This is a genomic window from Variovorax sp. GW821-FHT09A10 (genome assembly GCF_059418385.1).
Genome location: NZ_JBWKPT010000002.1, coordinates 1,176,145 through 1,198,113 on the forward strand (window position 1 = coordinate 1,176,145; position 21,969 = coordinate 1,198,113).

The 21,969-nt window shown below is 65.2% G+C and carries 21 protein-coding genes and 1 tRNA gene; 8 read left to right on the forward strand and 14 right to left on the reverse strand.

What is annotated here, in order from left to right; all coding sequences use genetic code 11:
* Positions 1-300: 300 nt before the first annotated feature.
* The 5 genes from AC07Q9_RS12255 to AC07Q9_RS12275 all read right to left on the reverse strand — a co-directional run bounded on the left by AC07Q9_RS12255 (position 301) and on the right by AC07Q9_RS12275 (position 7,013).
* Positions 301-1,215, reverse strand: coding sequence for a LysR family transcriptional regulator (locus AC07Q9_RS12255; protein ID WP_070059261.1), 915 nt, complete (start codon positions 1,213-1,215; stop codon positions 301-303).
* 59 nt (positions 1,216-1,274) lie between these two features.
* On the reverse strand, positions 1,275-2,081 hold the full coding sequence (locus AC07Q9_RS12260) for an oxidoreductase (protein ID WP_495309616.1): 807 nt from the start codon (positions 2,079-2,081) through the stop codon (positions 1,275-1,277).
* A 40-nt stretch (positions 2,082-2,121) separates the two neighbouring features.
* Positions 2,122-5,199 (reverse strand): efflux RND transporter permease subunit, encoded by a 3,078-nt coding sequence (locus AC07Q9_RS12265; protein WP_495309618.1) that lies wholly within the window; start codon positions 5,197-5,199, stop codon positions 2,122-2,124.
* Positions 5,196-6,311, reverse strand: a complete 1,116-nt coding sequence (locus AC07Q9_RS12270; protein WP_495309620.1) for an efflux RND transporter periplasmic adaptor subunit — start codon at positions 6,309-6,311, stop codon at positions 5,196-5,198. Before AC07Q9_RS12270 ends, AC07Q9_RS12265 begins: the two co-directional genes overlap by 4 nt.
* Positions 6,312-6,395: 84 nt before the next feature.
* Entirely contained in the window at positions 6,396-7,013 is a 618-nt protein-coding gene (locus tag AC07Q9_RS12275; RefSeq protein ID WP_070059265.1) for a TetR/AcrR family transcriptional regulator, read from the reverse strand.
* 96 nt (positions 7,014-7,109) lie between these two features.
* Here AC07Q9_RS12275 and AC07Q9_RS12280 point away from each other — a divergent pair, with 96 nt between their 5' ends.
* A complete protein-coding gene (locus AC07Q9_RS12280; protein WP_495309623.1) occupies positions 7,110-8,573 on the forward strand; it encodes an efflux transporter outer membrane subunit in 1,464 nt (487 codons plus the stop codon).
* A 164-nt stretch (positions 8,574-8,737) separates the two neighbouring features.
* Here AC07Q9_RS12280 and AC07Q9_RS12285 read toward each other — a convergent pair whose 3' ends face one another.
* The 3 genes from AC07Q9_RS12285 to AC07Q9_RS12295 all read right to left on the reverse strand — a co-directional run bounded on the left by AC07Q9_RS12285 (position 8,738) and on the right by AC07Q9_RS12295 (position 11,641).
* Positions 8,738-10,141 carry an MATE family efflux transporter gene (locus tag AC07Q9_RS12285; RefSeq protein ID WP_167394996.1) on the reverse strand — a complete coding sequence of 468 codons (1,404 nt, stop codon included), beginning with the start codon at positions 10,139-10,141 and terminating at the stop codon, positions 8,738-8,740.
* 107 nt (positions 10,142-10,248) lie between these two features.
* Entirely contained in the window at positions 10,249-10,602 is a 354-nt protein-coding gene (locus AC07Q9_RS12290) for a DUF4148 domain-containing protein (RefSeq protein ID WP_495309625.1), read from the reverse strand.
* A gap of 826 nt (positions 10,603-11,428) precedes the next feature.
* Positions 11,429-11,641: a hypothetical protein gene (locus AC07Q9_RS12295; RefSeq protein ID WP_489062896.1), complete on the reverse strand. Its 213-nt coding sequence runs from the start codon at positions 11,639-11,641 to the stop codon at positions 11,429-11,431.
* A 583-nt stretch (positions 11,642-12,224) separates the two neighbouring features.
* Between AC07Q9_RS12295 and AC07Q9_RS12300 the strand changes: the two genes are divergently transcribed.
* Together AC07Q9_RS12300 and AC07Q9_RS12305 are read left to right on the forward strand one after the other, a co-directional pair.
* Positions 12,225-12,965 carry a Crp/Fnr family transcriptional regulator gene (locus tag AC07Q9_RS12300; RefSeq protein WP_489062902.1) on the forward strand — a complete coding sequence of 247 codons (741 nt, stop codon included), beginning with the start codon at positions 12,225-12,227 and terminating at the stop codon, positions 12,963-12,965.
* 114 nt (positions 12,966-13,079) lie between these two features.
* Positions 13,080-13,787, forward strand: a complete 708-nt coding sequence (locus AC07Q9_RS12305) for a Crp/Fnr family transcriptional regulator (protein ID WP_489062897.1) — start codon at positions 13,080-13,082, stop codon at positions 13,785-13,787.
* A 19-nt stretch (positions 13,788-13,806) separates the two neighbouring features.
* Here the strand turns inward: AC07Q9_RS12305 and AC07Q9_RS12310 are convergent, their stop codons facing one another.
* On the reverse strand, positions 13,807-14,067 hold the full coding sequence (locus AC07Q9_RS12310) for a DUF1488 family protein (RefSeq protein ID WP_307693331.1): 261 nt from the start codon (positions 14,065-14,067) through the stop codon (positions 13,807-13,809).
* A gap of 312 nt (positions 14,068-14,379) precedes the next feature.
* Between AC07Q9_RS12310 and AC07Q9_RS12315 the strand changes: the two genes are divergently transcribed.
* Positions 14,380-14,670 carry a hypothetical protein gene (locus AC07Q9_RS12315; RefSeq protein ID WP_489062899.1) on the forward strand — a complete coding sequence of 97 codons (291 nt, stop codon included), beginning with the start codon at positions 14,380-14,382 and terminating at the stop codon, positions 14,668-14,670.
* 253 nt (positions 14,671-14,923) lie between these two features.
* On the opposite strand, the gene AC07Q9_RS12320 is transcribed toward AC07Q9_RS12315, so the two are convergent.
* The 4 genes from AC07Q9_RS12320 to AC07Q9_RS12335 all read right to left on the reverse strand — a co-directional run bounded on the left by AC07Q9_RS12320 (position 14,924) and on the right by AC07Q9_RS12335 (position 17,746).
* Complete coding sequence (locus AC07Q9_RS12320) at positions 14,924-16,150, reverse strand: tyrosine-type recombinase/integrase (RefSeq protein WP_495309630.1); 1,227 nt, start codon at positions 16,148-16,150, stop codon at positions 14,924-14,926.
* A gap of 173 nt (positions 16,151-16,323) precedes the next feature.
* Positions 16,324-16,397, reverse strand: a tRNA-Gly gene (locus AC07Q9_RS12325).
* A 46-nt stretch (positions 16,398-16,443) separates the two neighbouring features.
* Positions 16,444-16,668, reverse strand: a complete 225-nt coding sequence (locus tag AC07Q9_RS12330) for a hypothetical protein (protein ID WP_489057113.1) — start codon at positions 16,666-16,668, stop codon at positions 16,444-16,446.
* Positions 16,669-16,828: 160 nt separating this feature from the next.
* Entirely contained in the window at positions 16,829-17,746 is a 918-nt protein-coding gene (locus AC07Q9_RS12335; protein WP_489057114.1) for a LysR family transcriptional regulator, read from the reverse strand.
* A 110-nt stretch (positions 17,747-17,856) separates the two neighbouring features.
* Between AC07Q9_RS12335 and AC07Q9_RS12340 the strand changes: the two genes are divergently transcribed.
* From AC07Q9_RS12340 to AC07Q9_RS12355, 4 genes are all read left to right on the forward strand, one after another.
* The gene (locus tag AC07Q9_RS12340; protein WP_489057115.1) at positions 17,857-19,125 is read left to right on the forward strand and encodes an SGNH/GDSL hydrolase family protein; all 1,269 of its coding nucleotides are present in this window, start codon (positions 17,857-17,859) and stop codon (positions 19,123-19,125) included.
* Between the two features lie 78 nt (positions 19,126-19,203).
* Complete coding sequence (locus AC07Q9_RS12345; RefSeq protein WP_489057116.1) at positions 19,204-19,431, forward strand: hypothetical protein; 228 nt, start codon at positions 19,204-19,206, stop codon at positions 19,429-19,431.
* A gap of 10 nt (positions 19,432-19,441) precedes the next feature.
* Positions 19,442-19,957 carry a 2'-5' RNA ligase family protein gene (locus tag AC07Q9_RS12350; protein WP_495309634.1) on the forward strand — a complete coding sequence of 172 codons (516 nt, stop codon included), beginning with the start codon at positions 19,442-19,444 and terminating at the stop codon, positions 19,955-19,957.
* Positions 19,951-20,967, forward strand: coding sequence for a phosphotransferase enzyme family protein (locus AC07Q9_RS12355; RefSeq protein ID WP_495309636.1), 1,017 nt, complete (start codon positions 19,951-19,953; stop codon positions 20,965-20,967). The genes AC07Q9_RS12350 and AC07Q9_RS12355 overlap by 7 nt, the downstream gene beginning before the upstream one ends.
* Positions 20,968-20,986: 19 nt before the next feature.
* On the opposite strand, the gene AC07Q9_RS12360 is transcribed toward AC07Q9_RS12355, so the two are convergent.
* Positions 20,987-21,913: a hypothetical protein gene (locus AC07Q9_RS12360; protein WP_495309638.1), complete on the reverse strand. Its 927-nt coding sequence runs from the start codon at positions 21,911-21,913 to the stop codon at positions 20,987-20,989.
* Between the last annotated feature and the right edge of the window lie 56 nt (positions 21,914-21,969).

The window sequence follows — 21,969 nt, forward strand, 5'->3', positions numbered from 1 at the left end:
TGACGCTTGAACCGCCTGTATTCCAACGCGCACGCCTGTGGTTCTGCGCATCGGTGCGCAGAAGCGGGTCAGCGTTCGATGGAAAAGTGGGGCCAATGAGCGTGGGAATCCACATCAAAGGCCTCCCGCAGAAACGCGGAGTTCGAAACCTTCGAGATCCCGAAGGACTTCGACTACGACGTGGCCGTCCCAGCGGACGACATCAGGGCGCCTGGTCACGCCGCAGCAAGCTGGTTGCGCGATCCTGCTCGCTTCAGTGACAACCCGCAGGGAGGCGCGCATCCTTCGCACGTTGCCAGCTCACTGCGCGTCGATCCTCATCCGCGAACCTGTAGGCTTCAACCGGCTCACGAGAAAATCCAGCAGTGCCCGATGCACCGCCGTGCTGTGCCGGCGCTCCAGGTACACAGCGGACAGCCACATGTCGCTGCGAACGAACTCCGACAGCACGGGCACTAGTCGCCCGCTCTCGACGTAAGGCGCGAGCATCACCGAGGGCAAGTAGACAACGCCTGCGCCAAGCAGCGCCGCCTGGATGAGCGGACTGGCTTCCGTCGCATCCAACGGTCCACGGACCGGGACCTCGAGTGGCTGACCGTCGACTTCGAAGCGCCACTTGGGCAGCGGATTCAGATGGCTGCTGAACAGCGCGATGTGATGCGCAAGTTCGCCCGGATGAGCTGGCACACCATGCTTACGCCAGTAAACGGGAGCCGCGCAGACAGTGAGCTCCATCGATACCAGTTTTCGAACGATCAGGTTCTCATTGGCTGACGCGCCGAAGCGAAGCGCGATGTCGACGCCTTCCTCCGCAAGATCGACCATGCGGTTTGTGAGCACGAGACTGATGCTGACCTCCGGATAGTGGCCAAGAAAGGCGTTGATCAATGCCGGCAATTCGGTCAGTTCCATGCCGTAAGGCGCCGAGATGCGCACGCGCCCGCTGGGGATCCGCGCGCGGTCCTGGAGCTCGGCTTGCGTGACGTCGGCCAGTTCGAGCATGGGCCTGCTTCTTTCGAGCAGCAAGGCGCCAGCGTCCGTCAGGCTGACGGCATGGCTGGTCCGGTTCAGCAATCTGACACCGAACCGGCTCTCGAGTGCCGCGATGTATTTGCTGACGGTGCCCTTGGACAGCGAAAGATGCTTGGCCGTGCGGGAGAAGCTCCCCGAAGTGGCGACCTCGCTGAATGTGCGCAGGAGATCCAGGCTGTCCACAAATGTTCTCCTTCTTGTTGGTCAGGCCGACGCTCGGTACAAGCATCTCGGACAGGTGCTCAGACGAGCCCGAGTTTTTTCCTCAGGCTCGCATCCACCGGTCCCGCCGGCATGAAGCGGCGCAATTTCGTCAACAGAGACGCCTCCCCCGGCGGCGTGCAACGCATTCGCCACGGGCCCAGCGCCGCCTCGACGATGGTGCTCGCCACGCCGTGCGGCTCGGGCGCACTGCTCACGCTCTCGGCCACGGAGAGCGTCACCAGTTCGCGTTCGCGGTCATAGCCCGCGATCCGCGCCTTGACACGGGGCGCATTGGCATCGAGGTTGGTCCGGGTGAAGGCCGGCTGCACCAGCGTGGCACGAATGCCGAACTGGCGCACTTCATGGTCCAGCGACTCCGACAGTCCTTCCACTGCGTGCTTGGTGGCCGCATAGAGTCCCATGTACGGAGCCGGAAGCACACCGAGCACGGAACTCACGTTGACGATTCGCCCGCGGCGTTTTTCACGCATGTACGGGAGCACCGCGCGCGTCGTGCGGAGCATGCCGAAAACGTTGGTATCGAACAGCACTGCAGCCTCGGCTGTCGCGGTTTCCTCGACCGCGCCGATCATCATCATTCCCGCGTTGTTGACCAGCACGTCGATGCGCATGGCCCGGTCGATGACGGATTCGATGCCCCTCTGGACAGAACCTTCGTCGCGGACGTCCATTTCGATGAACTCCACACCAGGCAGCGCGGGTGCCTTGCGCAACTCGCGAACGGTGCCGAAAACCCGGCAGCCTCGCGCCACGAACATTTCCGCGGCGACACGTCCGATGCCCGAGGACGCGCCAGTCACTACGACGACTGATGAACTCGACATGACTGGTTCCTTCGATCTTGATGAATGATGATGAAGCGCATCAGTGCGCGGGCTGGGTCGCGTTGCCTGGTTTGATCCTGAACCAGATCGAATACATCGCCGGCAGGAACACCAGCGTCAGGATCGTCCCCGCGAAAGTGCCGCCGATCAGCGTGTACGCCAATGCGCCCCAGAACACCGAATGCGTCAGCGGAATGAACGCGAGGATCGCCGCCAACGCCGTCAGGATCACGGGCCGCGCTCGCTGCACCGTAGCCTCGACCACCGCGTGGAAAGGGTCCAGCCCCTCCTGCTCGTTGTGGTGGATCTGCCCCAGCAGAATCAGCGTGTTGCGCATCAGAATCCCCGACAGCGCGATGAGCCCAACCAGCGCATTGATGCCAAATGCCTGCTGGAAGATGAGCAGAGTTGGCACCACACCGATCAGTCCCAACGGGCTGGTAAGGAACACCATGACCATCGCCGACATCGAGCGCACCTGGAGAATGATGATCAGAAGCGTGACCGCCAGCATGATCGGGAACAGCGGCAGCATCGCCGCGGTCGCCTTCTCCGATTCCTCGATGGAGCCGGCCTGGACGACGCGGTAGCCCGCGGGCAGCTTGTCGATGATCGGCTGCAGCTGCTTGGTGATCGCGTTCGACACGTCCGGCGGCTGCGTTCCGTCGGCGATGTCGCCCTGCACCGTGATGGTGGGCATGCGGTCGCGTCGCCGCATGACCGGCTCTTCCATGCGCATCTCGACCTGGCCGACCTGCGACAGCGGAATGCGTTGGCCGCCGGCACCGGCGAGCGTGAAGTCCGCGATGCGGGCCGGGTCGAGACGCGTGTCGCCCGCCGAACGGGCGACGACCTGCACGGTGCGGATGTCTTCGCGCACGGTCGTCACAGGCACGCCGCTCAAGAGGAACTGCAGTTGTTGCGCCACGGCATTGGAGCTTAGGCCCACGGCCTGCAGACGGTCCTGATTCAAGGTGAAGTGCAGCGCGGGCGTGCGGGTGCCCCAGTCGGTGCTGACGGTGCGCATCATCGGGCTCGCATCCATGACCTGACGCACGTCGGCCGCGATCTTCCGCAATTCGTTTGCATCCGGCCCCGTGACACGGTAGGCCACCGGGAACGGCGAGTACGGGCCAAACACCAGTTGGGTCACCCGCAGCCGCGCCTCGGGCGCCAAGCCCTGCGCGATGGCCTCGCGCAGCCGCAGCTTCAGGGTGTCACGCTCTTCCTGGCTGGCTGTGCGGATGACGATCTTGGCGAAGGCCGGGTCCGGCAGTTCCGGGCCCATGGCGAAGAAGAAGCGCGGTGCGCCCTGGCCGATGTAGGACGTGACGATCTGTGCCTCGGCTTGCTTGGACAGCCAGGCCTCGACTTTCGCCGTCGCGTCGCTGGTCTGCGTGATGGCCGTGCCATAGGGCATCTGCACCTCGACCAGGACCTCGGGGCGGTCGGAGATCGGGAAGAACTGCTTCTTCACGACACCCATGCCGAGGATGGACAGCACGAACAGCGCGATAACGGCGCCCGCGACCAGCCACTTGCGTGCGATCACGCGCTCGAGCACGCGACGCAGGCGGTTGTAGCGCGGCGTGTCGTAGATCGCGGCGTGCCCGCCTTCGATTTTCTTGAGGTTCGGCAGCAGCTTCACGCCCAGGTACGGGGTGAACACCACCGCGACGACCCAGGAGGCGATCAGCGCGATGCCGACGATCCAGAACATGTTGCTCGTGTACTCGCCCGCAGTCGATGGTGCAAAGCCGTTGGGCATGAAGCCGACGGCGGTAACCAGCGTACCTGAGAGCATCGGCGCCGCCGTGTGACTCCACGCATAGGCCGATGCAGCGATGTGGCTGTAGCCTTCTTCGATCTTCACCACCATCATCTCGATGGCGATAATGGCGTCGTCCACCAGCAGGCCCAGCGCCAGGATCAGCGAGCCGAGCGTGATGCGATCGAAGTTCTTGCCGGTGGCGGCCATGACCACGAAGACCACGGCCAGCGTGAGCGGCACGGCTGCAGCGACAACCAGGCCCGCGCGCCAGCCCATGCTCAGGAAGCTCACCAGCATCACGACCAGCAAGGCCGCGAAGAACTTCATCATGAATTCGTCGACCGATGCGGCGATGTTGACCGACTGGTCCGTGACTTTCGACAGGCTCAGGCCCAACGGCAGTTCGGCATTGATGGCGCGGGCTTCGGCATCCAGCGACTTGCCCAGGTCGAGCCCGTTCCAGCCCTCTTTCATCACGACGCCGATCAGCAGGGCCGGTTCGCCGCCGCTGCGGATCATGAAGGTGCTTGGGTCTTCATAGCCGCGCTTGACCGTGGCGACGTCCGACAGCTTCAGGGTGCGCCCTTGCGCGACCACCGGCGTGTCCCGGATCTTCTGCAAGGTGTCGAAGGCACCGTCCAGGCGAATGAAGACCTGCGGACCTTTGGTTTCTACCGACCCGGCCGGGCTCAGCGCATTCTGGGCATTGAGCGCGGCGAACACATCCTGCGGGCCGATGCCCAGAGTGGCCAGCCGGTCGTGCGCGAACTCGACGTAGATCCGTTCGGGCTGCTCGCCGGCGATGTTCACCTTCTTCACGCCCGGCACGTGCAGCAGCCGCTGGCGCAGCGTTTCCGCATCGCGCACCAGCACGCGCTGCGGCTCTCCCTTGGCCTTGAGTGCGAAGAGGGCGAAGGTGACGTCGGCGTACTCGTCGTTGATCATCGGGCCAATCACGCCCGCCGGAAGATTGCCCGCTTCGTCGCCGACCTTCTTTCGTGCTTGATAGAACTCTTCTTGCACCTTGGAGGGTGGCGTGCTGTCCTGCAAGGTCAGCGTGGTGAACGCGAGACCGGGCCGCGTGTAGGTTTCGGCGCGATCGTAGTAGCGCAGTTCCTGCAGGCGTTTCTCGACCTTCTCGGCGACCTGGTCCTGCATTTCCTGCGCCGTGGCGCCGGGCCAGGCCGTGATGATGGTCATCACCTTGATCGTGAAGGCCGGGTCTTCCGCGCGCCCCAGCTTGAAGAAAGCGACGAGGCCGGCCAGCGAGATCAGCAGGATCAGGAACAGGGTGATAGCGCGCTCACGGACTGCGAGCGCCGACAGATTGAAACGGCCTTCGCTCATGGACGGGCTCCGCCACCCGCAGGCGCCGCGGCCGCGCCGGCAACGCGCACCTCTTCACCCTCGCGCAGCAGGTGCGCGCCGAGTGCGATCACGCGATCGCCCTGCTTGAGCTCGCCCGTGATCTGGGCGCGGTCGTCTTCCAGCGACTCCACCGTCACCGGCTGCCAGTGCACCTTCGCCGGATCACCGGTGATGACCCAGACCCCCGGCGCCTTGCCGGCGTCGAACAGGGCGCCGATGGGCACCTGCACACCGTTCTTCGCGACGACCTTGCCATCCCCGACGTGAACCGTCACCGTGGCCCCGAGTGGCGCGTTGACCATCTCGCCACCAAGCACATAGCGCGCCTCGAAGGTGCGCGTGAGCTTGTCGGCTGCATCGGAGAGTTGCCTGAGCTTGACGGCCACCGCAACACCTTCCCTGCCGAACAGCGTGGCCTGGCCGACGGAGCCGATGACCGGACGTAGCGTTTCCGGCAACTGGACCACGGCCTCCCTGCGCCCGGCCTGCGCCAAGCGGACCACCGGCTGCCCGGCGTTGACGACCTGGCCAGGCTCGGCCAGCGTCTCGAGCACCGTGCCGTCCGCGTCGGCAACGAGTTCCGAATAACGACTGGAATTGCGCGCAACCTCGGCCTGCGCTTCGGCCGCACCGAGCTGGGCCTGGGCCGCATCCGCCGCCGCCTTGACCTGGTCGTACGCCGAGGCGGAAATGGCGCCGGTGCCGCGCAGATCGCGGTAACGCGCTTCTTCGTCGCTCGCCTGCTTTGCACGCGCCCGTGCAGCGCTGACAGCCTCCTGCTGGGCACGCGCCGCCAACCTCAGGTCGACCGGGTCGATGCGCATGAGCAACTGCCCGCGCTTGACCGTCTGGCCCGCGTCCACGAAGCGCTCCAGCACCTTTCCGGAGACGCGGAAACCCAGGTCGCTTTGAACCCGCGCGGCCACGGTGCCGGTGAACGAGCGCGATGCCGACGCGGCCGTCTGGACGGTGGCTGCGCGCACCAGCGGCGCCTGGGTGCGCGGATCGGGTGGCGCCTTGTCGTCGCAGGCGGCCAGCGCGAACGGCAAGGCGCAGACAAGTGCAGATGTAAGGAAGCGGCGCGAGTGCATGAGGGGCCCATAGACGAATCGATCAGGGCCCCGATTCTGATAACAGTGACCATTTTAGTCAATGGTCACGGCCGATTTATATCTTCAAGGAGATAGACTGCGCAGCACCAGACCCGACAGCTGGGCCGGCGCCTGGTCCGTGTAATGAGCGCTGAGCTGCAGGATCACGGGGTTGATATAGGGGTGCATGACCAGATAAATGGCCGCCGCCGCCTCGTCGATCGGCGTCTTGCGCTCGAAGTCGCCCGACTCGCGGCCCTGCTTCAGCAGCTCGATGAGCATCTGCCGGATGCACTCTTCATGGGCAATGGCCGACGGCCAGCGCTCGCTGGCCGCCGAGATGGCGATCTCGTAGAGCTTGCGGTCCTGGAAGAACAGGCGCAGGCCCAAATCGACAATGGCCTTGAACATACGGCGCAGCTTCTCGGGCGGGCTTTCGACCCCGTCGACCGCCACGCGGATGCCCTCCTGGATCTCGCGCAGGCAGTTCGCGCAGATCATTTCGCCAATCGCCTGCTTGGACTCGAAGAACTTGTAGATGTACGCCTTGGAGAAGCCGATGGCCTTGGCGAGGTCGGAAACCGTGGTCTTCTCGTACCCGTACTGGCTGAAGTGCTCGGTGGCCGCGACGACGATCTGCGCGCGCACGTCGTGATCGGCCGGCCCCCGCGCTACAGGCGGAGAAGAAGTTGCATTGCTCATGACCAGAGCTTACCGCCCGGACAAACAAACGACAACAAGTGACCATATTGAATTATAGTCACACACCTTTTCCTGTCCGCCGTCCCGGAGCAACCCATGTCCCAACGTACTCTTGCCCTGCCCCTGCTGTTCAGCCTCCTCGCAGGCTGCGCTGCCGGGCCTGACTATGTCCGACCTGCCCCGAGCCTGCCGGACCGCTTCATCGGCGAGACAGCCCTCGACCGGCGATCCGCCACGGCCAACGCCGAGCTGGTGGCGTGGTGGACCGGCTTCGGCGATGCACGACTGGCCCGCTATGTCGAACTCGCTCTGAAACAGAATCTTGACCTTGCACAGGCATCCGCCCGCGTGGCGCAGGCCCGGGCCGGGCTCGGTGCGGCGAATGCGGCACTGCTGCCTTCAGGCAATCTCGGCGGACAAGCCGCCAGGGCCTACCAGTCAGTGGAGACGCCGCTGGGCCAGGTGCTGAACTCACAGCTAGGTTTTGATCGCTATGGCAACGCCTACGAAGCGAACCTCGGCGCAAGCTGGGAGCTGGACATCTTCGGCGGCGTGCGCCGGGGACGCGAGGCAGCGCTGGCCGACTACCAGGCATCGGAGGCCGGCGCGGCCGCCACGCGCTTGGCCGTGGCCGCGCAGACCGCAGACATCTACATCACGCTGCGCGGTCTACAGGCCCGCCTCGACGTGGCACGGCGGCAAGTCGCCACGCAGCAGGACCTGCTGTCGAAGATCAACCTCCTCTACGGCAAGGGGCTGGCCGCCGAACTCCAACTGAGGCAAGCCGAAGGTGCCCTGGCGCAGGTCCGTGCATCTGTGCCAGTGTTGGAGGCGGGCGAGGCCGCGGCCATGAACGCGCTCGACGTGATGCTGGGCGCGACGCCGGGCGCGCACCGCTCCGAATTGGCGGCGGGGGGTGTCATTCCTGTCGCACCGCGCATCGGCGCCACCGGATCACCCGGCGATTTGCTGCGGCGGCGGCCCGACCTGATCGCTGCCGAGCGGCGCCTTGCGGCATCGAACGCGCGCATTGGCGTGGCCATGGCCGAGTACTACCCGAAACTCTCACTGGGGGGAACGATCGGCAGCGCCACGTCCGTGGCCAGCGGCAATCTGTTCACCGGCGGCGCCAGCCAGGCTGCGGCCCTGCTCGGCCTGCGCTGGCGGCTGTTCGACTTCGGGCGCATCGACGCGCAGATTGCACTCGCCAAGGGGCAGGACGCGGAGTTGCTCGCAGCCTACCGGCTCGCTGCACTGCGTGCGACCGAAGACGTGGAGAACGCCTTCTCCGCCCTGGTCAAGCGTGAAGAACAAGCCGCCTTGCTCGCGCAGGGCGAGGCATCGCTCGGTCGCGCGCGAGGGGCATCGTTCGCGGCTTATCAGCGAGGTGTCGTCAGCCTGATCGAAGTGTTGCAGGCGGACGAGAGCCTGCTGCGCGTGGCCGATGCGAGAGCGCAGGCGCAAACGGAGTCGGCGCGCGCGGCGGTCAGCGCGTTCAAGGCGCTGGGCGGCGGCTGGCAGGCTGAGCCCCTCGAAGCGGTGGCCATCCGCTCGCATTGAGACACTGAATACGTCCCGGCAACCCGGGCGATCCGACAGACTCGCCCGTTGCGCTCGAAAACACCGGTTCGTCCGACCTCCACGCCGAAGGACAGAGAGACGCAGCGACATCGCACAGATGTACAGCTACAAACCTCCTGTGCCGCAGCACGAAGCGTGTGACTCTAGCGTCTTCCCCAATCTCCTCGGGCGAAGCCCCACACCGTCACTGCGGCGCCGACGATGGCGCCCCCAGCCACCAGCAGGAAGGCAGACTCGAGGCTGAGCCTCCCCGCGAACACCAGCGCCGCTGCGGACAGCGCGCACGCGAAGCGCAAGACACCGGCCGCGAGCGGCCAGCCGACGCGCCGCGCGCCCTGCCCCGCGAAATACAGTGACAACGCGACGGCAATGAAGCCGAACACCGGGCCCATCACCCTCAGGTACTGTTCCCCGACGGCCAATACGTCGGGGTCGCTCGCGAAGTGAGACATCCACAGTCCAGGAAAAAATGCCACGCCGAGGCCCAGCACTTCGAGCAACCCAGCAACGAACAATGCGTTCACCAGCGCAGCGCGCCGCGCACGCACCACATCGCCGGCGCCAATGCAGGTTCCAACCACGGTGACGGCGGCGGTGCCAAAGCCGAACATCACGGGAACCAGCAACATTTCCAGTCGAGACGCGATACCGTAGCCCGCGATCGTCGACACGTTGAAGGCGCCTGCAGCCGCTGTGATCGCGGCAATTGAAAGCGTCGTCATCGCCGCGTTGAGGGTCGACAGCAAGCCAACGCCAAGGATGGCACCGAAGTGATCACGCCGTAGCGGGTGCCGACGAAGTCGAAGCCTCGAGCCCGCGGATCGCATGGAGGCAACGATCGCCACGAGCGAGCCTGCACTGCACAACACCTGCGCCACGCCCGCACCGGCGACGCCCATCCGCGGAAACCCCAGCCAACCCAGGATCAGGACGGGAGAAATAATGAGCCCGACGCCAACGCCGCCGAGCATGATCAGTGCTGGAGTTCTGACGTTGCCCGCACCTCGCAAGGCTGACTGCAGCAACGTCGGAATCCAGAACAGCACCGCGCCGCCAAAGAGAATGTCCGAGTATCGAATCGCCTGCTGCAAGGACGCACCTGTTCCACCCAGTTCACGGTAGAGCATCGGACCCGCGGCGATCACAGCCAAGGCGAACAGTCCGCCTGCGATGATCGCGATCACGACGCTGTGCCACACGAGACTTTCGGCTTCGTCTTGCCGCCCGCCGCCGAGCGCCCGCGCGACCGCCGAAGAAACCCCGCCTCCGACACCGCCGTTGGAGACCATGGTCATAAGCAACATGACGGGCACGACTAACGAGGCCGCTGCGATAGCGTCGACACCCAGCCCGCTCACGAAGTAGGTTTCTGCCACGCTCAGCACCGTCTGCATGAGCATCACGGCGACCGTGGGCACCGCGAGGCGAATCAACAGCGGCAGCAGCGGCGCGTGCAGCAAGGGGTTGGCGACGCCCGAGTTGACCTTGGCGGGCAAAGGGGCTGGCTCCAAGGCTCTGGCGGCGTCAGCAGTGAGGGAAGTTGTCATCAGGTGTCCACCCTTGGCTGGCATGTGCGTGATGGGCACCCGCAACTCCGGGCTCTCCTGCCAACCGTTTTCTTCTTACCGCACGCGGAGCGTGAAGCAGTCGTTGCTCAATTGGCCTTGGCGCGCAGATCGGCCGGGTGCGGCATCGTCGAAATAACTTTGCTGTTCACACGAGAGCCGGAGCCGACATTCTGGTCGGGCCGCAGGTTGTAGTGAACGGCCTCGGCTTCAACGAGAGAACGCGCCGTCGAAACAGCCATGGTCTCGGGACCGCGAGAACCGCGAACCACGTTCTGGTCGGGCGCCTCGGCGGTGCGCACGGCCTCGGCATTCACCTCATCTCGCGTCTTGCTGGAGAAAGCCTTGTGCACACCGTCGTACGCCTCTGCGTGGGCGCCGGCCGCGACCAGGAGGGTCAGAACAGGGACCGATACGATCTTCATGGCTGTCGTGAGGTTCATGGAGGTTCCAAAGAAAAAGGTTGGAGCAAAACGCTTGCGGGTCTCGTCTCGAGAACCTGCAGATCAAGTCTTGCGCCAAATTCGACTTCGGCAGTCATGCGATCAAGACACGCCACGTTTCCGTAGCCGAAACCTTCTGCATCGCAGCAACGGGCCTTCCAGCATGCCCGTCCCGGCGGGCTTTGAGAATCAAGTCGCGCGCCCGAACGTCTGGAGCGCGCGTTCCAGTCGTTCGTCCTGAGATTGATCGCCAGAGAATCGGAAAGACCTGCGCTCGTAAAATCGGCATGCACACGTCAGGCGCGGATCAGAAAACTAGTTCACACGCCACATCGCGATCAAACCTCTTACGTTTGTCTGCTGGAACGAGAGCTTCGAGTCGTCCGGGTGCACCCATCTGCTCGTAGATATCAACGCCGCGTCGCCATGCTAATGCTCATTCGCACATTGACTCTCTCGAGCAGTGGACTGCCAGCACCGGAGCCCGAAGCCGAACGCCGCAGACCTAACCGACGATAACCAAAGGCACGTCAATGCTCCCTTATCGGCGGCTGAGAACGCACCGCAAACGGTAGGAACATGCTGCACCCAGGCCGGCAGCTCGCCCCTGCGAGCGGCAGGTACGCAGCGATAGCAGACATCGACTGCGAAGCGACGGACGTCTGCCTTGAGCTCGATGGCGCATCGCACTCGCATGAGCCCATGTGGAAGCCCTCCATCAAGATCGCCGGCCGTAGGTAAAAGGCAGCTCCGCGGCAAGATGAATCTGCACCTCCCGAAAATCCCTGCTGCCATTCGCCGCCAGCGTAGAGATCAAGGCAGCCCCTCAGGGCTTCGGGAACTTCCTGTTGGAAAACCATCGGAAGATGTTGTCGCAGCGGTTGTTGGCGAGCCTCACGAACAGGTAGCCAGACTCTGCGTTGCCGAGCGCATCAACGGGGATTCCTGCGCCGCGAAGGGCTGCGACTTCGGCGTCCGAGTCAATGTCGAAGGGCAAGCTGAGAGTCACCGTCGCTGTGTGCACGAGAAGCTTGGACATGCTACGGGCTCAATGCGCTTGTTCCGATGCAGCATGCCTTTTGGGCGTCACGCGCATCACGGTGGCCCGGCCTGAACAGACGACTCGCCCGCGTGGGTACAGCGGGGGACGGAGGTTCGGCCTCGTTCAACCCCGCGCTGCGCAGCACTTCGCGCATTCGAGTCTCCTCCAGATCATCGGTCGGCACAGGCGGTCTCGCGCAGCAAAAGCGGCGGAGCAGATGTATAGGCATTGGATTTCCCGGGTCTGTGTTGGGCGACAGCGCTGACTGCTGAGAACTTGCGGCCGCCCAACCATGTGCCCGAAACCCGCGCACCGGTCGGTGCAGGATTCGGGGCAATTGACGGCCGTACAAGCAAATGCGCGCCAGGTTCTCGGTGTCGATTTCCGTGCGGCTCATGGCGGACATGGGGTTGCTCTCCAACGCGAGGTTCTGGAAGCCCACGCTAGCCAGAAAGTGAGTCCCTGACTGTTCGCTGGCGCACCAAGCTCCGCCAAAAAATGTCTCGGCTATTGGTACGCCAGCGCACAGACGCCGAATTTCAGTCGCAGAATCATGAAAATTTGGAAGCAGATCCCGCCCATGGCATTGCCTCCTCGTTCTTCTTCGTTGCACCGGGCCGCTGCACACAACGAACTGCTGGGTGCCATCCCTCTCGAGGTGATGGCCCGAATGGAGCCGTTCCTCGAACTGGTGCCGCTGTGTCTCGGGGAGGTGCTCTACGAGTCGGGGGTGGTGCAGCGACACGTTTTCTTCCCCGTCGATTGCATCGTCTCCCTGCTGTACGTGCTGGAGAACGGGCAGTCGGCGGAGATCGCGGTCGTCGGCTTCGAAGGCATGGTGGGCGTGTCGCTCCTGATGGGCGGAGGTAGCACCCCCAATCGTGCCGTGGTGCAAAGCGCAGGCAAGGCCTTCAGGCTGAGTGCCACCCACATTCAGGAGCTGACGGAAAAGGGGGGGCCGTTGCTTCACCTCTTGCTGCGCTACACCCAATCGCTCATCACCCAGATGTCGCAAACGGCGGTGTGCAACCGGCATCACTCGCTCGAGCAGCAGCTGTGCCGCTGGCTGTTGTTGAGCCTGGACAGATTGCCAGGCAATGAACTGGTCATGACTCAGGAACTGATCGCCAACATGCTCGGCGTGAGACGCGAAGGCGTGACGGAGGCGGCAGGCAAATTGCAGCGTCTGAACCTGATCAAGTACGCGCGAGGTCACATTACGGTGCTCGACCGCCCGGGCCTGGAACAGCAGGTGTGTGAATGCTATGAAGTCGTGAAGCGCGAAACGGATCGGCTGCTGCCTCGCCAAGTGGCAAGCTGATTCGCCGCGGCGATGGTCAGGCTCAGTGCGCCGCCGCACAGACGTGAGCCATCGCATCGGCAACAATGCGGCAGGTCACGCACTTTCGCGCTGGCTCCTCTCAACAGGGGCTCTGTGAAATCCCATCCGACCCGCCCCATTCACAACCGTCTGCTCGAAGTGCTGCCGCCGATGGTCAGGGCGCGTCTGCTCGAAAAATGCGAGAGCGTGCCATTGGCGGCAGCCCAGACGCTCTATGAGCCGGGCGATGCCATCCACCACATCCACTTCCCCACGAGCGCCTTTGTTTCGTTGGTTTCCACGGCGGACGGCCACGACGGCCTGCAAACAGGCTTGGTGGGCAACGAGGGCGCCTTGGGCTACGAACTGTCGTTGGGTGTTCAGAGCGCACCATTGCGAGCGTTCGTTCAGGGCGGCGGTCTGGCCTGGCGCCTGACAGCGCAGTCCTTTGCTCAGGAACTGGAGCACAACACGATGCTCAGGCGTATTCTCAACCGCTATGTCTGTGTGCTGCTGATGGAGCTGGGCCGCTCGGGCCTGTGCAACCGCTTCCATCTGATCGAGGAGCGCCTGGCACGCTGGCTACTGACCACGCAGGATTGCGCGCACTCCGCGCACCTGGCACTGACTCATGAAGTACTGGGCCGCATGCTGGGGGTGCGCCGGGTCGGCATCACCAATGCAGCGACGGCACTGCACGAGCGTCGGCTGATCGAATACCGCCGAGGCACCATCACGATCACGGATCGCCAGGGACTGGAAAATGCGGCGTGCGATTGCTACCGGGCCAACCAGCGCAACTACGCGCGGTTGATCTCATGACGGGCGGCCTTCCTGCCATTCACACGGCAGGAGCATGAAGATCGTTCTCCCTCAGCATCACCGGCTCCATGGCTCCCTGTGAGAGACGCCGCCGTACCGCAGCCTCGATCTCTTCGACATGGTGGCCGAAGGTTTCAAGCGGATCGGCGCTCTCGGATGTGTGAAAGTGATAGCGCAGCGCTTGGCTCCCGACGCTGGCACTCACGAACCGGTTGCCTTCCAGGTCCACCCAGAAGCGGACGGAGCCAGAGGCATCATGAAAGTAGGGAGCATCGGACATTGCGAGAATCTTTCTTGGGGGCGGCTGTGCACTATCACACGCTTGGCGCTTCGCGCCCGTAAGACAACGGGAGTTGATCGCTCCGCAGGCCCAAGTGCTTGGCCTTTGCCATGAAATCCAGCGAGGTGACGGCCCGCCGGCATCGAGGTGCCGCTCTTGATGGGCGGATGCTTAAGCTTCCTCTACCAGCGCCGGATGGCCGTCAACCAGATCATGGCGCCCCTTTTGTTTTCGGTCTGTGCGCCAGCGCACGGTCGGAAGATCTCCTGCGCGGTAGTGTGGCGGCTTCAACTTCTTCAACGGAGGGATGGCATGACACCTTCCCAATTCACCGCCGAGTCGCTGCTGCGGACCTACCTCAGTGGGCGCACCATGCCGAAGATTCTTCGTGACGCCATTGTGTGGGCGATCGAAATTCGACTGGCCGGGGGCGACACGCCGACGCTCGATGAGACGCTGAGAACTGACATCGACAACCACGCTGTAGAGCCTCTCGAGCGACCGACCGTATGCACCTTGTTGCGGCCCTCTGGCGAGACTGAAGTCCCAACGCATGCGAGCAGTCGCCCAAGCCACAGAGCGTTTGGCACTTCCGTTTATTGACACGAGCGCTCCGGCTGGTTCGTGTCTACTTCAACTAGACGGCCCGGGCAGATTTGCGAGGCGGAAGTCCTCGCCGGGTCGCAAAGCCGCCCTCAATGCATATTGCCCCGAGCGGCAGCAATCAGTCTGAAGGCGTCTTTCCGCAGGCGCCGCTCGCGGAGCGCTGATACAGCCTCAACCTCTCGGCAAGCTTCACGAGAAAAAGCGAAGCATTGCGTAATATCGGCACCGTGTTTTTCGCAAACACAAGCCTTCAAGAGAGAGCAGGCTTGGACAGACGGAGTTGATCCAAGTAATTCGCCCAAAGCACCATCATTTCGCGGCGCTGCTCCTTCAACTGGGTGCGGTTGTACGCGGTCCCCAAAGGCCCGCTTTTGCCGTGCGCCAGCTGCTCTTCAATCACCTCAGGATTGACGCGGAGCTGATCAACCATGATCGTTCTCGCCATCGCGCGAAAACCATGCGCAGTCATTTCCGTGTTATCGAACCCCATCCGTCGCAGTGCGGTATTAACCGTGTTGTCCGACATCGGCCTCTCGCCTGTAAGCAAGCTGGGGAAAACGTAGCGCCCATGTCCGGTCAGGACTTTCATACGCTTCAACGAATCAACCGCTTGAGGGGCGAGGGGAACGAGGTGAGGCTCGCCATTGAGCTTTGCCTGCTTCGTCCTTTTCATCGATGCTGCCGGTATGACGACCTGACTGCCACTGAAGTCGACCCAACTCCATTCCATCGCGCGGATGTTGCCGGGCCGCTGAAAAAGTAGAGCGGACAAGAGCAGCGCTTCTCTTGTTGCGGTCAGTCCGCGATAGCCGTCAATCGCGCGCATGAGGTCCCCCGCCTTCTGGGGATCAAGCACAGCAGCCATGTTCTTTACGATCACCGCCCCCAACGCTCCCCGCAGCTTGGTGGCCGGATCATCTTCACAGCGCCCCGTCGCGATGCCATACCGAAAGACTTGCCCGGCGTACTGGCGCAGGGAAACCGCCGTCTCATTCAACCCCTTCCCCTCGACTCGGCGCAGCGGCTCCAACAAGACGTTTGCCGTGATCTCGCCCAGAGGCAATCCACCAATCCAGGGAAAAAGATTGCTCTCTTGCAGCCGCAACCACTTGGTGCTGTGCGCCTCACTCCACTCTCGCTGCTTGAGCGCGTGAAATTCACGAGCGACCTTCTCGTAGGTTGTCACTGCGGTCGCGCGGACCTTTGCCTTGTCTAGGCGGCGGCGCTGGGTGGGGTCAGCACCGGTTTGCAGCACTTTGCGCGCGTCATCACGAGCCGCTCGCGCATCTTTGAGCTTGACCGCGGGGTAGCTGCCAATCGCGAGCCGTTTCTCCTTGCCGCCAACCGTGTACTTCCAAAACCAGCGCTTGGATTCGTTGGACGCGACTTCCAGGTAGAGATTGCCGCTATCACTGAGGCGCGCGCGCTTCTTGTCAGAGGGGCACGAAGCGTTTTTGCGGGCGAGTTCTGTGAGCATAGGGGAACAAGGCTTTGGGTCTGAGCCAAATATACCGATGTTCCCCTTGCCGTGCCCCGTGGAGGCGTTGGCTTCGCTTGGATCGCGTAGGCTTCTCTCGGACCCTTCTTAACCGTAACCCCTTGATTTTCAAGAGATTCTTGGATCCTCTAGGAATGCCTCGGAACGTCAACTGGAGCGGGTGAAGGGAATCGAACCCTCGTATGAAGCTTGGGAAGCTGCCGTTCTACCATTGAACTACACCCGCAGCAGGCGCGGATTCTACCGTCAGTTCCCTGGTGCCCTGCCCGGACTCAGGTCTGCAATTCGTCCCGTCGCAGCCGCAGTGCCGCGCGCCCCTTCGGCGTGATGAGCAGGAGGACCGCGACGCGCCCACCCGCGCCGCTGGCGGCCGGTGGCAGCACGGCTTCGATGAGGTGCGCGGCGACCAGCAGGGTCGCGCAGTGGATGTCGGCTTCGTCGCGGACGGCCATTGGGAACGACGCGTCTTCGATGCGCTCCAGAAAGTCCATGGGCATGGGAAAGCTCCTCAGGAAACGAGGCGCAGTCTAGGTCGTAGTGACCCCGGAAATGCAGTGCGGACGGGTTGCTTTGTAACCAATTCAACAGGTCATCGCGAGCGAGAACTTTCGCACGACAACGCACCGCAGTTCTGCCCGAGTGCTCTCAGGGGTGTGTTCATCGACCGCTGTTCGCCCGCCCTCGCACCGCCCCCGGCAGCGCCGCCACACGCTGCGCCAGAAAGTCGACCAGCACTTGCACCCGCAGCGGCAACTGGCGGCGCGGCGCATAGAGCAGATGCAGTTCCTGCGCCGGCCCCGTGTGCCGCGCGAGCACGCGCACCAGCCGCCCTTGCGCGAGCAGGTCCGCGACCATCCACGTGGGTTGCAGCGACACGCCCGCGCCGGCCAGCACGCTGTCGAGCAGCGCCACGGCGTTGTTGACGCGGTAGCGGCTGCGCACCGGCACGGCCACCGCGCCCTCGGGGCCCGTGAGCAGCACGCCGTCGTCGCCCGCTGCGTAGCGCAGGTAGTCGTGCGCCAGCAGGTCCTGCGGCTTGCGCGGCTTGCCGCGTGCGGCCACGTAGTCCGGCGAGGCGACGAGCACGCGCGGCCAGCTGCCGAGGTGGCGCGCGACGAGGTCGGGCGGCAGCGCGCCGCCGACGCGCAGCGAGACGTCGATGCGCTCCTCGCGCGGATCGACGAAGCGGTCGTCGAGCACCAGCTCCAGTTCGATGTCGGGGTACAGCCGCAGGAACTCGACTGCCATCACGTTGAGGTGCCGCTGCCCCAGCGTGACCGGCGCACTCAGGCGCAGCAGGCCGCGCGGCTGCTGCACCTGCGCGCGCGCATCGGCCACGGCGTCGCCGTAGTCCTCGAGCATGCGGCGCGCGCGTTCGTGAAAGCGCTGGCCTTCCTCCGTGAGGCTCAGGCCGGTGGCTGCGCGCCGCAGCAGCCGCACGCCCAGCGATCGCTCCAGCCCCGCGACCAGCTTGCTCACGGTGGGCTGCGTGGTGTCGAGCGCGCGGGCCGCGCCCGAGAGGCTGCCGAGTTCGACGCTGTGCACGAAGGCGGAGAGTGCGCGAAGGGTGTCCATGGGGCCATTCGAATCGGGAATGCGATGCATGCCATTCTGCCTTCTACCCCTCGCGATTCGAATGGAAGAAAGTTCGTCCATCGACACTTCTTTCACCTGAGGACATTCACATGAACGCTTCGCGACTCACCTCCCTCCTGCGCCAGGGCGCACTCGCCCTTTCCCTCGCGGGCGCCGCCACTGCTTCCGTTGCAGCGCCCACCCACTGGAGCCCCAGCTGGATGGCCGCCACCCAGCCGCTGTGGGACGAGAGCTTCGTGCTGCCCCTGGGCATTCCCGCCCGCTTCGAGCGGCAGACGCTGCGCCAGGTGGCGCGCCTGAGCATCGGCGGCACGCGTCTGCGCGTGGTGATCAGCAACGAAGGCGGCAACACGCCGCTGCACATCGGCGCGGCACGCGTGGCCCGCCATGCGAGCGGCTCGGCGGTCGTCGAAGGCTCCGACCGCGTGCTGCGCTTCGGCGGCCGCAGCGAGGTGACGCTGCCGCCCGGCGCGCGCCTCGTGAGCGACCCGGTCGACCTGCCGCTGCCCGCACTGAGCGAGGTGGCCGTGTCGCTCTACCTGCCGGAACCCAGCCAGCCCGCGGGCTTTCACTTCGACGCGCGGCAGACGCTGTACATCGCCGACGGCGACCTGAGCGCCGCCGCACGGCTCCCGGCCGCCGCCACCTCGTGGAGCACGCGCGTCTACGTGAGCGGCCTGATCGTCGAGACGCCGCAAGCGCCCGTCACCGTCGTCGCACTGGGCGACTCGATCACCGACGGCAACGGCTCGACACCCGGTACCCACACACGCTGGCCCGACGCGCTGGCCGAACGGCTCGCGCCGCGCGGCGTGGGCGTGCTCAACGCCGGCATCTCGGGCGGCCGGCTGCTGAAGGACGGCATGGGCCGCGCAGCGCTCGAACGCGCGGGCCGCGATGTGTTCGCGCAGCCCGGCGTGCGCGCGATGGTCGTGCTGCTGGGCACCAACGACATCGGCTGGCCCGGCGGCCCCTTCGCGCCGCAGGAACCCGCGGTGCGCGCCGAGGGCGTGATCCAGGGCTTTCGCCAGCTGATCGAGATGGCCCACGCCCACAACGTGCGCATCGTGGGCGCGACAATTCCGCCGAATGAACGTGCGCTCGAAGGCACGCCGCTGGCCGGCCACCACTCGCCCGAGAAAGACACCGTGCGCCAGGCCGTCAACCGCTGGATCCGCGAAAGCGGTGCCTTCGATGCGCTGGTCGATGTCGACGCCCTGCTGCGCGACCCGGCCCGGCCGACGCGGCTGAAGGCCGCCATGGATTCGGGCGACCACCTGCATCCCGGCGACGCCGGCTACCGGGCGATGGCGGCGGCCATCGACCTCGACGCCTTGCTCGGCAACGATCTTCGATAGACTGCAAATATACTGTACATAAATACAGTCTTTTCTTTAGAATGGCTCGTCTCCAAGAACAACATTCGAGGCGACGCCATGACCACCGCCAACCCGCCTGCGCCCTCGGCGCAGGTGCTTTTTTTCTCCTCGCGACAGCATCCGTTGCAGTCGCGCTCACACGCAACCGGCAAGACAGGCCGGCTGTCGACCTGGCCCTTCAAGGTCACACGCGACAAGGGCCATGGCGATGGCCTGGACATTCGCGCCCAGGCCGCGCGTGTGCTCCAGACCACGGCCGCGCACTGGTGGCCGCCCGAGGCCTGAAGGTGATGCCGTGGCCGTCCGCCGCCAGCTCCTCATCGGCCTCTTTCCCACGGCGAACGTGCGCGCCGAAATCCTGGCGCACCGCGAAGACTGGTGGTGGCCGCGTGGCTGCACCCTGTCTGCGGCGCAGGGGCTGCACCTCACGCTGTACTACCTGCCCGATCACCAGGGAGACGCCGAGCAACGCCTGCGCGACACGCTGGCCCGCGTGCCGATGCCACCACTGGAACTCACGCTCGACAGCTCCGGCACCTGGCCCAACGACGTCTCCGTGGTTCGTCCCGCCGCACACGACGGGCTGCGCGAATTCCACGACGCGCTGACGTGCGCGCTGCAGCAAGCCGGCTTCATTTCCTACGCTCGCGGCTGGACGCCTCACGTCACAATTGCGCGAAAAAGCGAGCGTGCCGCGTGCCCTGGGCAGTTGCCACCGATCCACTGGACGGTGCGCGAGTTCCGGCTGGTCCGCTCGCACTTCACGCATCCCTTTCGCCACGAACTCCTGGACGCCTACCCCGCATGTTGACGCCGCCCGCCTTGTCGAACGATGCCATCGCCGCCTGCCTCGCCAGCCACTGGGGCCTTCAAGATTCCCGCGCCGAATTCCTCCCGCTGGGCGCCGACGCCGATTCGGCCGCGTTCCGCATCGAGGCCTCGGATGGCCGCGCGTACTTCCTCAAGCTGCGCCGAGGCGGCTTCACACCCGCCGTGGTCGACGTGCCGGCCGTGCTGCATCACACCCATGACATCGACGCCGTGATGGCACCGCTGCTCACGCGCACGCGGCGGCTCAGCGTGCAGGATCAGGGCTTCGACTGGGCGCTCTATCCGTTCTTCGACGGCGTCGATGGCTTCACGCGCACGCCGACCGACCGGCAATGGACCGCACTCGGCACCGCGCTGAGCGCCATCCACCGCACCGAGCTGCCCGAATCGCTGCGCGCGGGCCTGCCGCGCGAAAGCTACTCGCACCACTGGCGCGAAGGCGTGCGCCGCTACCAGCGCCGCTTCATCAACGGCGTGGCGGGCGACGATCTGGTCAAGCGCTTCCTCGCCTTCTGGGACGCGCACGACGAAGAGATCGATTCGATCGTCTACCGCAGCGAACAGCTCGCCTCGATCCTGCTCGAGAAGTCGCTGCCGCAGGTGCTGTGCCATGCCGACCTGCACGCGGGCAACGTGCTGCTGGGCGACGACGACCGCCTGAGCATCGTCGACTGGGACACGCTGATCCTCGCGCCGAAGGAGCGCGACCTGATGTTCATCGGCGGCGGGGTCGGCGGCGTGTGGAACCAGCCGCGCGAAGAAGCGCTGTTCTTCCAGGGCTACGGCACGACCGAGGCGGTCGACACGCTCGCCCTCGCCTACTACCGCCACGAACGCATCGTGCGCGACCTGCTCGAGTTCTGCGACCAGATGTTCGACCCGCAGGCCAGCCGCGAAGACCGCGAGGAAGGCCTGCGCCAGATGGCGAGCCAGTTCGAGCCGGGCAACGTGGTCGCCGTCGCGCACCGGGACTACGACGCCATCACCTGACGCACCTGAAGGGCGCCGCTCAGATCAGCAGGTCCTGCGCGTCGTCCTCGAAGCCCGACACGGGCTGCGCCTTGGCCAGCGCCAGCCACACCGAAAAAGGAATGCGCTCGAAGGCGCGGTGCACCGCGGCGCGCGCCACCACGAGGCGCTCGCCCTCGAGCACCATCACGCCGCATTCGGCCGGGATCTCGTCGGGCGACGCGATGCAGCGGCCCTTCGCGTCGTTGCCCAGCACGTACCAGCACTCGCCGCCCAGGTCGAGATAAGCCGCGCGCTTGTCGGGCTTGCGCAGGTCGCCCAGCAGGTCGGCGCGGCTGACCTTCACCTCGTGCACGATGGGATGCGCATAGGCCTCGACGCTGGTGTTGCGGATCGAGAAGACGTCGGGCCGCGCCATGCACCAGCGCGGCTTGCCGCCCTCCTCCAGCGGTGGCAGCCGGGCGCGCAGGCCCAGGCCGCGCCAGGCGATGCGGCCACCGCGCGTCATCTCGCGTGCCACGCGCTCCACCAGCGCCTCGTGTGGCGACAGCGCCGCGCGGTTGACGGTAAGCGTGGTGGCGATGCGCGCAATGCCCGCGTCGGTCACGCGCAGCGTCTCGTGGCCCAGCGCGCCGCGCACGCGTTCGAGAAAACCGCCCGCGAGCAGCTCGACCTCGATGGTGTCGCAGCAGGGCCAGCCGGCCGAGCGGTAGATCTCGCGCAGGCGCCGCGCGTGCGGCTTGCCGAAGGGCACGCCCGTCTGCAGGGGCGGCGGGTCGCTCACCGGCGGCGGAAAACCGGGGTCCGTCACCGGGGGCACGACCGGCGGCGGATCGCCTTCGGGCGGCAGCACGGGCGGCGGCGGTGGCGGCATGGGCACATCGGGCGCGGGCGGCGGCGGGCCGATCGGCGTGGCGACGACCTCATCGGCAAGGGCAAATCCGGCGGTTGCGGCGAGTGCGGACATGGGAGGAACAGGTTAGCGAAAAGTGAGGGGCGGCGCGAGGCATGGAACGATCGGTT